9 protein-coding genes are annotated in these 13416 nt (G+C 69.5%); 2 read left to right on the forward strand and 7 right to left on the reverse strand.

The annotated features are described in order from the left end of the window. Positions 1 to 54 precede the first annotated feature (54 nt). A complete protein-coding gene (locus AXE84_RS08140; protein WP_081093196.1) occupies positions 55 to 696 on the forward strand; it encodes a DUF6318 family protein in 642 nt (213 codons plus the stop codon). After that, entirely contained in the window at positions 693 to 1532 is an 840-nt protein-coding gene (locus AXE84_RS08145; RefSeq protein ID WP_060957517.1) for a hypothetical protein, read from the forward strand. Before AXE84_RS08140 ends, AXE84_RS08145 begins: the two co-directional genes overlap by 4 nt. 212 nt (positions 1533 to 1744) lie before the next feature. Here AXE84_RS08145 and moeB read toward each other — a convergent pair whose 3' ends face one another. Genes moeB through AXE84_RS08180 form a run of 7 tightly spaced genes read right to left on the reverse strand, consistent with a single transcriptional unit; the run spans position 1745 to position 13241 of the window. Beyond that, complete coding sequence (gene moeB, locus AXE84_RS08150) at positions 1745 to 2977, reverse strand: molybdopterin-synthase adenylyltransferase MoeB (protein ID WP_060957518.1); 1233 nt, start codon at positions 2975 to 2977, stop codon at positions 1745 to 1747. A 55-nt stretch (positions 2978 to 3032) separates the two neighbouring features. After that, entirely contained in the window at positions 3033 to 5159 is a 2127-nt protein-coding gene (locus tag AXE84_RS08155; protein ID WP_060957519.1) for an ABC transporter permease, read from the reverse strand. A 42-nt stretch (positions 5160 to 5201) separates the two neighbouring features. Continuing rightward, the gene (modA, locus tag AXE84_RS08160) at positions 5202 to 6197 is read right to left on the reverse strand and encodes a molybdate ABC transporter substrate-binding protein (RefSeq protein WP_060957520.1); all 996 of its coding nucleotides are present in this window, start codon (positions 6195 to 6197) and stop codon (positions 5202 to 5204) included. A 34-nt stretch (positions 6198 to 6231) separates the two neighbouring features. Beyond that, positions 6232 to 7020: a respiratory nitrate reductase subunit gamma gene (gene narI, locus AXE84_RS08165; RefSeq protein WP_060957521.1), complete on the reverse strand. Its 789-nt coding sequence runs from the start codon at positions 7018 to 7020 to the stop codon at positions 6232 to 6234. Beyond that, positions 7017 to 7784 carry a nitrate reductase molybdenum cofactor assembly chaperone gene (gene narJ, locus AXE84_RS08170; RefSeq protein WP_060957522.1) on the reverse strand — a complete coding sequence of 256 codons (768 nt, stop codon included), beginning with the start codon at positions 7782 to 7784 and terminating at the stop codon, positions 7017 to 7019. The genes narI and narJ overlap by 4 nt, the downstream gene beginning before the upstream one ends. Position 7785: 1 nt before the next feature. Continuing rightward, positions 7786 to 9465 carry a nitrate reductase subunit beta gene (gene narH, locus AXE84_RS08175; protein ID WP_060957523.1) on the reverse strand — a complete coding sequence of 560 codons (1680 nt, stop codon included), beginning with the start codon at positions 9463 to 9465 and terminating at the stop codon, positions 7786 to 7788. Continuing rightward, the gene (locus tag AXE84_RS08180; RefSeq protein WP_060957524.1) at positions 9465 to 13241 is read right to left on the reverse strand and encodes a nitrate reductase subunit alpha; all 3777 of its coding nucleotides are present in this window, start codon (positions 13239 to 13241) and stop codon (positions 9465 to 9467) included. Before AXE84_RS08180 ends, narH begins: the two co-directional genes overlap by 1 nt. Positions 13242 to 13416: the final 175 nt, after the last annotated feature.

Consider the following 13416-nt stretch of genomic DNA (forward strand, 5'->3'; position numbering starts at 1 on the left):
ACCTTGAAGCGCCGCCCTGCCGCGCACAGCCGCCACAGGGGCGTAGCCGGGTTGGTGGCGGTGTGTGTGCTGGCGCTGGGGGTGGCGGCCTGCTCGGTGAGGGACGCCAAGGCCGAGGCCAGTGCGAGCGCCAGTGCCAGCGCGTCAGCGGCTATTGCCCGGGCGGAGAAGGGCATCGCTGACGCCAACGCAAGTGCGACCGCCTCGCGCGAAGCCGCCCTGACCCCTGAGCTGCGCGCCAAGCGCGACGCCGCCCTGGCCGAACCCGCACCAGCCAAGCCCCCACAGATGAACGAGGAGAGCGCCGAGGGCGCAGCAGCCAGCGTCGGCTACTTCCTCAACCTCTACCGCTACGCCTTCATGACCGGCGACACCACCGAGTTCGCCGCCATGAGTGACGACCGCTGCAAGTTCTGCAAGTCCACCATCGACGACGCCAACGACATTCACAGCAAAGGAGGATGGGCCGACAAATGGGATCAAGAAATTGTCAGCATGACTTACTATGAGAAGCTGGAAGGCTACGAATACAACAGAGTCAAGGTGATCGTCAACTACGGAGCAATGGCTTCCTACTATGGCGACGGACAGAACCCATCAACCTCTGAAGCAACATACGGTCAAGAAGTTAACTTCGGAGTTCGATACAGTAACGGCAGATGGATGGTCGGGGCCGTTGAGGCGGTTTCTAAATGAAATTAGAAAGACGCAGCATTATTGCTGCCATAGTTTTGGTTCTGATCCTCACAGCCCCCTCCCTCCGAGCCGACGACCAGGCCGACAACACTCCTGGGACCAGACTAGGGGCAAGAAACCTCGACGGTGGCAGCGAGGCCTATGGGGAGGTGACTGAGACCATCCCTCAAGAGAGTGCGCCGGATTCTGGTGGGCCTCCGTCTCAGGAGCGTCCGACCGTTCAGGCCTCGGATCCGTCGATGTGGGAGGAGCAGTCGCACCGGGAGTGCTCGCCCGAGAAGGACGCCTACGGGCTGGACAAGTACAAGTGCAACCTGGCCACCCTCAACCGCCCCGGCCAGCCCGACCAACCCACCACCGCCGGTGGTGGCCGTACGGTCACGATCACCACCCGTCAGGCCGCCACCCTGATCGCCTCGGGCTCGGGCATCACCCGCCAGCCCCCAGGCCCCAAGGTCATCATCTCCAAGGCCTTCATCGTCTACACCAACCCCAGCCCCCAGCACCAGACCACCACCATCCTGGGCACCTCCATCGAGGTCGAGTTCACCCCCACCTCCTACACCTGGGGCTGGGGAGACGGCACCACCACAACCACCACCGACCCAGGAGCCCCTTACCCCCACCAGACCGTCACCCACCACTACCAGCACACCGCCACCGGCGTCACCACCACTCTGACCACCACCTGGACCACCCGGTACCGCCCAGCCGGCGAGGACCAGTGGCGGCCCATCGAGGGCACCATCACCACCACCGAGACCTCCACCCCCTACGACCTGGTCCGCATCGTCACCTACCTCACCGACGACGCAGAAGAAGCCCAAGGCCACTAACCCCCACACCCAGCACACGCGGCTGCACCCCAGACCACCAGGCACACTCCACGACCGGTGTCACAAACGGCGACTTTTAAAAGCACACCTGGCCGATGGTCATCGAGTTCTGCCACGTATGCGCAGGTCAGAGCCCCATAGGCCCGGGCACGTCAGCCGATGGATGGCTCAAAAGTCGCCAATCGTGGCACCAAGGCCCGCTGATGCCGCGGTCAGGGTCGGCGAGACCCCCAGGCCCTCATGCCGCCCTCAAGGTTGAGGAGCCGGCCGGGGTAGCCCGCAGCCTTCAGTGCCTCGATGGCGCGGGCCGAGCGCACCCCAGCGGCGCACACGACCACGGTCGGGCGATCCCCGTCCAGCTCGTTCATCCGTGCCACGACCTCGCGCAACGGAATGTGCAGCGCGCCTTCCATCGGTTCGAGCGCCACCTCGATGTCCTCACGTACATCCAGCAGCGCCGGCGGCACATCGCCCTCCAGGAGCCTCCTCAGCTCGGCTGCAGAGACATCCCCCACTCCTGCCCCCAGGGCCTCACCCCCGGAGCCGGGCTCCTGTGGCTGCGTGTCGGCCTCGGGAGTCCGGGGAACCACGCAGGTATCAGCCTCAGCGACCAACGCGGTGATCGTCGGGTTCTTCCCGCATACTGGGCAGTCCGGGTTCTTCGCCACCGGAATCTCCCGCAGGTGCGCCCCCCAGGCGTCGAGCAACGCCAACCTCCCCAGCAGCGGCTGCCCGCCACCGATCACCAGCTTGAGCGCCTCAGCGGCCTGCATCGTCCCGATGATGCCGGGCAGCACCCCCAGCACCCCGGCCTCCGCGCAGGAGGGCACCGAGCCTGCGGGCGGCGGGGCGGGGTGCAGGCACCGGTAGCACGGTCCCCGGCGCGCGTCGAAGACCCCCACCTGCCCGTTGAACCCCAGTACCGCCCCGTGCACCAGCGGCAGCCCCAGCATGACGGTGGCGTCATTGACCAGGTACCGCGTGGGGAAGTTGTCCGTGCCGTCAATGACCACGTCCCAGCCGCCCAGAAGGTCCCCGGCGTTGTCCGCCGTCAACCGCGTCCAGTGGGCAACGACCTCAACATCGGGATTGAGCGCCCTGATCGCCTCGGCCGCCGAGTCCACCTTGGGGCGCCCCACGGCCGCCGTGGCGTGGATGACCTGGCGTTGCAGGTTGGACACGTCGACGTTGTCGTCGTCAATGAGCCCGATCGTCCCCACTCCGGCGGCCGCCAGGTACAGGGCCGCCGGCGCCCCGAGCCCGCCGGCACCGATGAGCAGGACCCGGGACGCGCGGATGCGCTGCTGCCCCACGAGCCCCACCTGCGGCACGAGCGCATTGCGGTGGTAGCGCTCCAGCTCATCGCGGCTCAGCGGTCGTAGACGCTCCTCGGCAATCACCGATCCGCAGACGCCATCGCGCCCGCTTCCCTCAACAGTGCTCACTATGCCTCCCTCATCCTCGCCCGGTTCTTCATCCAAGGTCTCAGCGCCGCGGTCCTCAACCCCGGCGAGCCAGGATACGCACCTGCACCGCCTTGATGACGCAGCAGACCTCCCGGCCCTCGGTGATGCCGAGCTCGGCCACGGCACCCGCGGTGACCGCCGCTGACAGCCGCTGCCCCTCCTCGAGCTCCAGGCGCACACTCACCAGCGCCCCGGAGCGCTCCAGCCCCGTCACCCGGCCGGTCAGGACGTTGCGGGGACTGCCGTGCGGTGCCTGCCGGTAGAGGGCGACGGCGTCGGGCGGCACCAGCGCAATACCCGGTGCTCCGGGGTGCAAGACCTCGTCATGGTCGTCCCGGTGGCCCTGCTCGCCGACATGCCCGTCAGTGGCATCCTCCCGGGGGCGGCCATGAACGACCTGCCCCGACGGCAGCCGCAGTCCCGGCGCCTCGGCGTCGCCATCGACGACCCCGGTGAGCACAGCCGTCCCGGTTAGGTGGGCGACGAAGTCCGAACGCGGCGCGGATAGGACCCGCGCCGTCGGCCCCTGCTCCACCACTCGGCCCCGGTCTAGGACGACGACGTCCTCGGCCAGCGCCGTCAGGTCCAGGACGTCATGGGTCACCAGGAGCAGTGTCAGCCCCTCCTCGGCGCACCGGCGCGCCACCAGGCGGCGCATCTCCTGGCGGGCGGTCACGTCCAGGGCGGCCATCGGCTCATCCAGCACCAGCAGGCGGGGGCCCGTTGCCAGCGCCCGGGCCAGCGCCACCCGGGCCGCCTGACCGCCCGAGAGCGCGCCTCCCGGGCGGGAGGCCAGATGATCGGCCCCGACGGCGGCCAGCTCGGCGCGGGCCCGACGCGTCGCCTCCGCTCGGCTCACCCCCTGGCAGCGCAGCGCGAAGACCACGTTGCCCAGCACAGACATGTGGGTGAAGATGCCCGGCTCCTGGCTGAGCAGCGCCACCTGGCGCCGCCCCGCCCGCACGAAGTCCCCGGGACCGTCCAGGACTCGCCCGCCCAGCACGACCTGACCGTTCTCGGCATCCAGCAGGCCGGCCACCACGGAGCAGACCGTCGACTTGCCCGAGCCGTTGGGGCCGATGAGCGCCGTCGTGCGCCCCGCCTCCACCTCCAGATCGACGACGACGTCACGCTCAGGCAACTCAAAGGCCACCTGCAGGTCCTGGTCGCGTCCGCCGTCCCGAGGTGACTCGGGAATCCGCTCGTCCCCGCCTTGGGTGGAGACCTGCGCGCCTCGGGGCTCCGACGCAGCGGCGTCGTGGTCCTGACGCCCCCGGAGCCCGCGGCGGGGCAGTAGGTGGGCGGCCGCCCTGCTCCAGTCGATATTGGTCGCCCCGACGATGACGAAGGACAGGCCAATGAGCACGGTGGCCAGGGCCAAGGAGGTGGCCGTGTCCTTCTCCCGCTCCAGGTAGATGGCCAGCGGCATCGTGCGGGTGACGCCTTCCTTGGAGCCGGCGAAGGCGATGGTCGCCCCGAACTCGCCCAGGCTCCGGCCCAGGGCCAGGGCCGTGCCCCGAGCCAGAGCGGGTGTTGCCAGCGGCAGCGTCACCTGCGCCAGAACCCGCCACGGGCCGGCCCCGAGGCTCCGGGCGGTGACTTCGGCCCGCTTGTCGCGGCTGCGCAGCGCCGCCTCCAGGGTGACCACCAGGAAAGGCATGGAGACGAACACCTGGGCGATGACCACCGCGGTAGTGGAGAAGGCGATGGGCACCCCCCACTCCTTCAGGTGCGCCCCCAACAGGCCGCGGTTGCCCAAGGTGGACAGCAGTGCGATACCGGCCACCACCGGCGGCATCGTCATCGGCAGCACCGCAAGGATCCGCGCGATCCTCACCCCCGGCCAGCTGCGGGCGAGCAGCAGCGCCAGTGGCACGCCCAGCACCACGCAGACGACCGTGGAGCTCAGACAGGTGCGGATCGAGAGCCACAGGGCGGCTTGCGCCGACGGCGTTGCCAGCAGCTGGGGGAGCTGCCCCCAGGACACGCGCGTCCCCATACCCACCAGGGGCAGGACGATTGCGCAGCCCCCCAGGACGGCCAGCGCGGTCACGAGGACGGGAAGAGGAGAGCGAGAGGCCCGCCCACGCCCCAAGAGGGCGCGGACGGGCCGCCATGCCGACTGCTGCTCGGAGCGTGCAGTGGGGGACATCTCGTTCACAAACTCATGTCTACCAGGCCGCCGATTCAGGCCGGCAAGCCGTCACGGAGCGGTCGTCTCCACCGTGGGCTTGTCCGCCTCCGGGGCGGAGGACCCCTCAGCGGTCGCGGCCTGGGACGGGGCAGCGCTGGCTTCGGAGCTGGCCCCGGTGCTGGCCGCGCTGCCCGGGGCGGAGCCCCCGGCGCTGGAGCTCGCCCCAGCACTCGCCCCGGCAGCGGTGCTGCCGGGCTTGCCGAAGCCGTGCTTGGCCAGGATCTCCTGGCCGGCCTTGCCGGTGACGGCATCGATGAAGGCCTGCGCGCCCGCAGGGTTCTCGGGCTTGGCGGTCTGGGCGATCGGGTAGTGGTTGACGACGCCGCCGTCGGGGATGTCGATCTTGTCCGCCTTGTCCTTGGCGGCCGCCGCGTCGGTGGTGTAGACGATGCCGGCGTCGGCCTCACCGGACTCGACCTTGCCGCGCACGTCGGTCACCTTCTGCTCCTCGGAGACCGGCTTGAGTGTGATTCCCTGGGCCTCGGCGAGCTTCTTGGTCGCCTCACCGCAGGGCACCTCGGGGGCGCAGATGACCAGGTTGGCGCCGTCCAGCGACGAGTCCAACCCGGTGATCTTCTTGGGGTTGCCCTTGGGGACGATGAGGGTCAGGACGTTGGTGGCGAACTCGGTCTGGTTCCCGACCAGTTTCTGGTCCGCAGCGGTCTTCATCGTGGAGTTGTTGGCCGTGGCCAGGACGTCGGCGCTGTCGCCACCCGCCAAGGAGGCCACCAGGTCCTGGGAGCCCTGGAAGTCGAAGGTGACGTCCAGGCCGGGATTGTCCTTCTCCACGGTCTTCTCGATCTCCTCGAAGGCCCCCTGGAGGGAGGCCGCGGCCAGGACCGTGACCTTGCCGGTCGCCTTCCCCGCGCCACCCGAGGTGCCTGCGGAAGCGGCGCCCGAAGCGGCGCCGGTGGAGCTGTTGGAGGCGGACCCGCCGCACGCGGCCAGACAGACGGCGGAGAGCAGACTGACGGCGGCGATGGCCGCACGACGTGAGATACCCATACGTTGTCCTTTCGTGACGGCGGGAACGTCCGGTTCAGGCTCCCTGAGAGGGAGTGACGTCGTTGGCCCCCTGGTTGCCGGTGCCCTGGGTCCGCACCGGGGTCCAGCCGCGTGAGGTCTGAGCGGTGGAGGTGGCGCCCTCGCGCGAACGGTAGACCACGTAGGGGCGGGTCACGTAGCCCACGGGCGCGGAGACCACGTGGACCAGGCGGGTGAAGGGCCAGATCGCCAGGAGCAGGAAGCCCGCGATGACGTGGAGCTTGAAGGAGACCGGCACGTCGGCCATCAGCTCGGGGCGCGGCTGGAGGACCAGCACCGAGCGCAGCCAGGGGCTGATCGTCTCGCGGTAGTCGTAGCCGTGGGCGTCGGCGAGCTGGTTGAGGACCGTGGCCGCCGAGCCCAGCAGGACCGGGACGATGAGGAAGCAGTACATGACCAGGTCGTTGCGGGTGGTGGCCAGGCGCACGCTCTTGACGACGATGCGCCGGTAGATGAGCCCCACCAGGCCCACGATCGTCAGGATGGCCGCCAAGGTTCCCAGGTAGGTGGCGCCCAGGTGGTACATATGCTGGGAGACGCCCAGCATCTCGGTGACGTCCTTGGGCACCAGCAGCCCGACGACGTGACCGCCCATCACCATGAGGAAGCCCAGGTGGAACAGGGGGGATGCCAGGCGCAGGATGCGGGACTCGTTCCACTGCGAGGAGCGGGAGGTCCAGCCGAACTGGTCGGTGCGCCACCGCCAGATCATGCCTGCCACCAGCAGCACCAGGCTGGCGTAGGGCAGGGCCACCCACATGAGGTTCTGCTGAATCGGGCTCATGTCATGCTCTCCTGGCTGCTTGTGAAGGGGGAAGGATCGGCGACTGGTGCCGAGCCCGGCACGGCGGTTACACCGGACAGGCTCGGGTTGCGCACGGGAATGGTCGGGAAGGGCAGGGTGTCGGTGACACCGACGGTCTCGGTGGGCGGCCCGGCCGCCACCAGGGCGCGTACGCGCTCGGCGGTGGCCTCGTCGATCTGCGGCAGAGTCATCGAGACGGCCTCCACCAGCCCCGCGTAGGGGGAGGCGGCGTCGGCCAGGGCGCTGCGCAGCACCTCGATGCCCTCCCGGTGGGAGGACAGGAGCGCACTGGCCACCTCGTCGCCGCTGCGCGCGGACAGCTCGAGGACCACCGGCAGGTAATCGGGCAGCTCGTCGGCGGCCATCTCGTAGCCGGCCGCCGCCAGCGCCTGCTTGAAGGCCAGCAGCGCGGCGCCCCGATGCCGGGTGTCGCCCACCGTGTAGTACGTCAGGTACAGGCAGCAGCGCCGACGGCGGTCGAAGACCTCCACGTAGTGCTCGGCCATGGCCCGCTCACCGCGGCGCCGCGCCTGCGCGATGAACTCCTCCAGGAGGACGGCCACCTCCGCCGGCAGCGTGGCCAGCTCGGCCTCGACGGCGGTCAGGCGCGTCTCCAGAGTCCCCTCAGCCGGGTAGTCCAGCAGCAGCGAGGCCGCCATGTGCACGGTGGCTCGCTGAGAGGGTGTCAGGTGCACCTCGGCGGGTTTCTCAAGAACCCGGGGGGCGCGGACGAAAGAGACCATCTCAGAGGTCCCTGGGGGCTGCGACCGCGGGGCCGGTCGAGGAGTCGGCCGCCGGGGCCTGACCCACCGGCTCAGGAACACCGACCTGCGGCATGCCCGGGCCGGCGGCCGGCACCGGCTCGCGGCGCACGGTCGGCAGCGGCAGGCTCACCGGGCCGCCGTTCATAGCGCCGCCGCCCTGGCCGTGGAAGGAGGCGACGTCGGGGTGGCACCCGGCCGGGGCCCCCTCACCCAGAAGGGTCATGACGTCGTTGCCCATGGACTCCATGCCGCGGGGGACCTCGGGCTTGGCGGTGGGGATGACGTAGCGGTCGTCGTACTTGGCGATGGCCAGCAGCCGGTACATGGCCTCCAGCTTCTTGCCGTCCAGGCCCACGGCGGCGGCGATGGCCGGGTCGGGCTCGCGGCCCAGGCGCACGTCGCGCATGTGGGAGCGCATCGCGGCCAGGCGCCGCAGCACGAGCTCGACCGTGTTGGTGTCACCGGCCGTGAACAGGCCCGCCAGGTACTCCAGCGGAATGCGCATGTCGGAGACAGCCGTGAGCAGCACCTTGTAGTTCTCACCGTCCAGTCCGGCGGCCGCGACCTCGTCAACGACCGGGGAGAGCGGCGGGATGTACCAGACCATCGGCATGGTGCGGTACTCGGGGTGCAGGGGCAGGGCCACCTCATAGGTGTCGATGAGGTCCCAGATGGGGGAGGCCTGAGCCGCCTCGATCCAGTTGTCCGGCACGCCCTCGGCGCGCGCGCCCGCCACGACCTCGGGGTCGTGGGGGTTGAGGAGGATCTCGCGCTGGGCCATGTACAGGTCCTGCGGGTCCTTGACGGCGGCGGCCTGCGAGACGCGATCGGCGTCGTAGAGGAGGACGCCCAGGTAGCGCAGGCGGCCCACGCAGGTCTCCGAGCACACGGTGGGCTGGCCTATCTCCAGGCGCGGGTAGCACAGGGTGCACTTCTCGGCCTTGCCGGTGGCGTGGTTGAAGTAGACCTTCTTGTAAGGGCAGGAGGACACACACATGCGCCAGCCGCGGCAGGCGTCCTGGTCCACCAGGACGATGCCGTCCTCAGTGCGCTTGTACATGGCGCCCGACGGGCAGGCGGACACGCAGGTGGGGTTGAGGCAGTGCTCGCAGATGCGCGGCAGGTAGAACATGAAGGCCGACTCGATGTCGGTGCGCACCTTCGTGCTCATCGCCTCGATGATCGGGTCCTGCTGGAGGGTCTCCATGGACCCGCCCAGGTCGTCATCCCAGTTGGGACCCCACTTGATGGTGGGCATGTACTCGCCGGTCAGCTGGCTCTTGGCGCGCGCCACCGGAATCGCAGGGGAGTCCTTGGGGGCCGAGAGCAGCTTGTCGTACTCGTAGGTCCACGGCTCGTAGTAGTCCTCGACCGTGGGCATCTCCGGGTTGGCGAAGATGTTGACCAGGCGGCGCAGGCGCCCGCCCGAGCGGGGCCGCAGGCGGCCCGAGGCCGTGCGCTCCCAGCCGCCGCGCCAGGTGTCCTGGTCCTCCCAGCCCTTGGGGTAGCCGACACCAGGGCGGGTCTCGACGTTGTTGAACCACATGTACTCGGTGCCCTCGCGGTTGGTCCAGGCCTGCTTGCAGGTCACTGAACAGGTGTGGCAGCCGATGCACTTGTCGAGGTTCATCACCATTGCGATCTGGGCCATGACCTTCATCAGAAAGTCACCTCCTGGTTGCTGCGGCGACGGATAAGCGTGACCTCGTCGCGGTTGTTGCCCGTGGGGCCGATGTAGTTGAAGGCGTAGGACAGCTGCCCGTAGCCGCCTGCGAAGTGGCTGGGCTTGAGCACGATCCGGGTCAGGGAGTTGTGCGTCCCGCCTCGCCTGCCGCTGGTCTCAGTCAGCGGGGTGTTCATGGTGCGCTCCTGGGCGTGGTGCATGAAGACCATGCCCTCGGGGATGCGGTGGGAGACAATGGCGCGCGCCGCCACGATGCCATTGCGGTTGTAGGCCTCGACCCACTCGTTGTCCTTGACACCGATCTTGTCGGCGTCCTGGGGGCTCATCCAGATGGTCTGGCCCCCGCGTCCCAGCGTGAGCATGTGCAGGTTGTCGAAGTACTGCGAATGGATCGCCCACTTGTTGTGCGCGGTGATGTAGCGCACCGCGACCTCCGCCGTGCCCGCCTGGCTCGTGGACACCGAGCCCGGCGCGGCCTCCCCGTACAGGGCGTGGAAGTCCAGTGGTGGCCGGAAGATTGGCAGGGACTCGCCCATGTCCCGCATCCAGTCGTGATCGAGGTAGTAGTGCATGCGCCCGGTCAGGGTGTGCCAGGGCTTGGCATGCTCCACGTTGACCACGAAGGCCGAGTAGCGCCGTCCGCCGTGCTCGGAGCCGGACCACTCCGGGGAGGTGATGACTCCCTGGGGCTTGACCTGAGTGTCGGCGAAGGAGATGTGCTTGCCTGCCTCCTCCTCGCTGAGCTCGACCAACGTGGTGCCGGTGCGCTTGGACAGCGTGTCCCAGCCCTCGGTGGCGATGCGCCCATTGGTGGTGCCCGACAGCGTAAAGATGGCGTCGGCGGCGCGGATATCGGTGTCGAGCAGCGGCCGGCCGGCGGCCACGCCGTCGGAGGAGACCCCGTGGTTGCGGGCCAGGCGCTCCACCTCCGGACCCGGCTTGAGCATGATGCCCTTGCAGGGAATCCCCAGCTTCTCGGCCAGGGGGCCCAGGGCATCGAACTTGGCCCGGATCTGGGTGTAGTCGCGCTCGGTGGGCACCAGCTTGGGCATCGTCACTCCCGGCACCCACTCCTGGGGCAGGGAGGACACGTCACCGTGCGCCATCGTCAGGGCGTCGGGGGTGTCGTGCGTCAGGGGCGCGGCGACGACGTCGGTCTGGGTGCCCAGGTAGCGCGGCGCCCAGGCGGAGATGAGCCCGGCCAGGGTCTGGAAGACCTGGAAGTCGGTGCGCGCCTCCCAGGGCGGGTCGATGGCCGCGTTGAAGGAGTGCACGAAGGGGTGCATGTCGGTCGAGGAGATGTCGTGCTTCTCGTACCAGGTGGCCGCCGGCAGGACGACGTCGGAGTGCAGGGTGGTGGAGGTGTTGCGGAAGTCCGCGGTCCACATGAGGTCGAGCTTGCCGGTGGGGGCCTCGTCGCGCCAGGTCACCGAGGCGGGACGCTGCTCGGGCGGGTTCTCGACGGCGTTGACGTCGTTGTCCGCACCCACCATGTGGCGCAGGAAGAACTCCGTGCCCTTGGCCGAGCTGCCCAGCAGGTTCGTACGCCACGAGCACAGGATGCGCGGGAAGTTCTCCGGGGCATCGGGGTCCTCGCAGGCGAAGCGCAGCTCACCGGAGCGCAGCTGCTCGACGACGTAGTCCTTGGGGTCCATGCCAGCCTCGGCGGCCTGCTGGCCCAGGAGCAGCGGGCTGCGGTTGAAGGTCGGGTAGGAGGGCGTCCACCCGCGCTTCATGGCCTCGACCATCGTGTCGGTCGTGGTCTTACCCGCCAGGGTGCCCGGTCCCAGCGGGGAGGCCAGGCGCTCGGCGGAGGTGGTGTCGTAGCGCCACTGGTCGGTGGTGAGGTACCAGAAGCCCGTGGCGATCATCTGCCGGGCCGGGCGGTGCCAGTCCAGGGCGAAGGCGTACTGCTGGAAGCCGCTGAGCGGGCGGACCTTCTCCTGACCCACGTAGTGGGCCCAGCCGCCGCCGTTGACGCCCTGGGTGGCGCACATAGAGGTCAGCGCCAGGATCGTCCGGTAGATCTGGTCGGCGTGGTAGTAGTGGTTGATGCCCGCGCCCATGACGATCTGGGAGCGGCCGCCGGACTCCACGGCGTTGAGGGCGAAGTCGCGCGCCACCTGGATGATGGCGGGGCCGGGAACACCGGTGATCTCGCTGGCCCAGGCGGGTGTGCCCGGGACGGTGGCGTCCTGGTAGTCCGCGGGCCACTCGCCCGGCATGGACGGGCGCTCGACGGCGTACTGGGCCAGGAGCAGGTCGTAGACGGTGGTGACCATGCGGTCCCCGATGCGGGTGACCGGCACGCCGCGGCGCACGACGCCGCCGCCCACGGAGCCCTCGGGGGTGGAGGAGCCGGGCAGGTCGAAGCGGGGCAGGAGGACCTCGGCGGCCTGGACCTGGGGGCCCTCGCCGTGCAGGTCCAGAATGCTCATGACCGGGTCGACACCCTCCATGAGCAGGTTCCACTTGCCCTCACCCTCGGGGGTGAAGCGGTCGGCCAGGGTGCCGCCGGGGTCGGCCGGGCCGCGCTCGCGGTCCCACACGAGGGGGCGGAACTCGTTCTTCGGGGCGCCGGTGGCGACGCCGTTGACGTCGGAGGCCGTCACGAAGCGCCCGGGCACGTAGCCGGTGCCGTCGGGGGAGGGGTCCAGACTGATGAGGAAGGGGGAGTCGGTGTGACGGCGCATGTAGTCCAGGAAGAAGGACTCCTCGCGCTTGACGTGGAACTCGGAGAGGATGACGTGACCCATTGCCTGGGCCAGGGCACCGTCAGTACCCGGAGCCACGCGCAGCCACTGGTCGGCGAACTTGGTGTTGTCGGCGTAGTCGGGGGAGACGGCCACGACCTTCTGCCCGTGGTAGCGGGCCTCGGTCATGAAGTGGGCGTCCGGGGTACGGGTCAGCGGCAGGTTGGAGCCCCACATCATGAGGTACTGGGAGTTGTACCAGTCGCCGGCCTCGGGGACGTCGGTCTGGTCCCCGAAGACCTGGGGTGAGGCCGGCGGCAGGTCGGCGTACCAGTCGTAGAAGGAGAGCATCGTGCCGCCGATGAGCTCGTGGAGGCGGCCGCCGGCTCCGTAGGAGACCTGGGACATGGCCGGGATGACGCTGAAGCCGGCGATGCGGTCCGGGCCCCAGGCGCGGATGGTGTGGACGTAGGCGGCCGCGACGATCTCCATGGCCTCGTCCCAGCCCACGCGGACCATGCCGCCCTTGCCTCGGGCGGACTTGTAGGCCTTGGCGGTGGCGGGGTCACCGGTGACCTGCGCCCAGGCGGCGACCGGGTCGCCGTCGTTGTCGGCCTTCGCGGCGCGGAAGGCATCCAGCAGGACCGAGCGCACGTAGGGGTAGCGGATGCGCGTGGGGGAGTAGGTGTACCAGGAGAAGGCCGCGCCACGCGGGCAGCCGCGGGGCTCGTACTCGGGCATGTCCGGCCCCGTGGTGGGGTAGTCGGTGATCTGCTTCTCCCAGGTGATGATGCCGTCGGAGACGTAGACCTCCCAGGCGCACGACCCGGTGCAGTTGACCCCGTGGGTGGAGTGGACCATCTTGTCGTGGCTCCACCGGTGGCGGTAGAAGGTGTCGGCCTCGCGCCCTCCGGTGAGGAACAGGCGGCGGGCGTCGGCAGAGGCTTGCCCTCGACGCAGGTACGAGCCCAGCGTGAGCAGTCCGGGGGCGTTCTCGACCTGCTGGTCGGGCCCAGGGACGATCCCGGGGCCGGTGGTCTGGGAGCCGGTGGTGCTCATCAATGGTCCTTCGGTCCGTGAAGCTGATGGGTGGTCAATGTTGTGTTTGTGTTCATCGGTGTTCAGCGTGGGGGCGCGGCGGTCCGGCGGGCCGATGGCGACCGGACGGGCACCGAGCGCCCCCGACGGGGCAGGCGGGCGAGCCGTTAGCCGCCGCGCCGTTGTCCCCGTCAGT

Origin of the sequence: Actinomyces oris (genome assembly GCF_001553935.1) — a bacterium.
GTDB classification, from domain to species: Bacteria; Actinomycetota; Actinomycetes; order Actinomycetales; family Actinomycetaceae; genus Actinomyces; species Actinomyces oris_A.

Excerpts from the sequence above, each read along its gene's own strand:
- narJ (WP_060957522.1), bottom strand. The coding sequence starts at position 7,784 with ATGGTCTCTTTCGTCCGCGCCCCCCGGGTTCTTGAGAAACCCGCCGAG.
- narI (WP_060957521.1), bottom strand. The coding sequence starts at position 7,020 with ATGAGCCCGATTCAGCAGAACCTCATGTGGGTGGCCCTGCCCTACGCC.
- narH (WP_060957523.1), bottom strand. The coding sequence starts at position 9,465 with ATGAAGGTCATGGCCCAGATCGCAATGGTGATGAACCTCGACAAGTGC.
- modA (WP_060957520.1), bottom strand. The coding sequence starts at position 6,197 with ATGGGTATCTCACGTCGTGCGGCCATCGCCGCCGTCAGTCTGCTCTCC.
- AXE84_RS08145 (WP_060957517.1), top strand. The coding sequence starts at position 693 with ATGAAATTAGAAAGACGCAGCATTATTGCTGCCATAGTTTTGGTTCTG.
- AXE84_RS08180 (WP_060957524.1), bottom strand. The coding sequence starts at position 13,241 with ATGAGCACCACCGGCTCCCAGACCACCGGCCCCGGGATCGTCCCTGGG.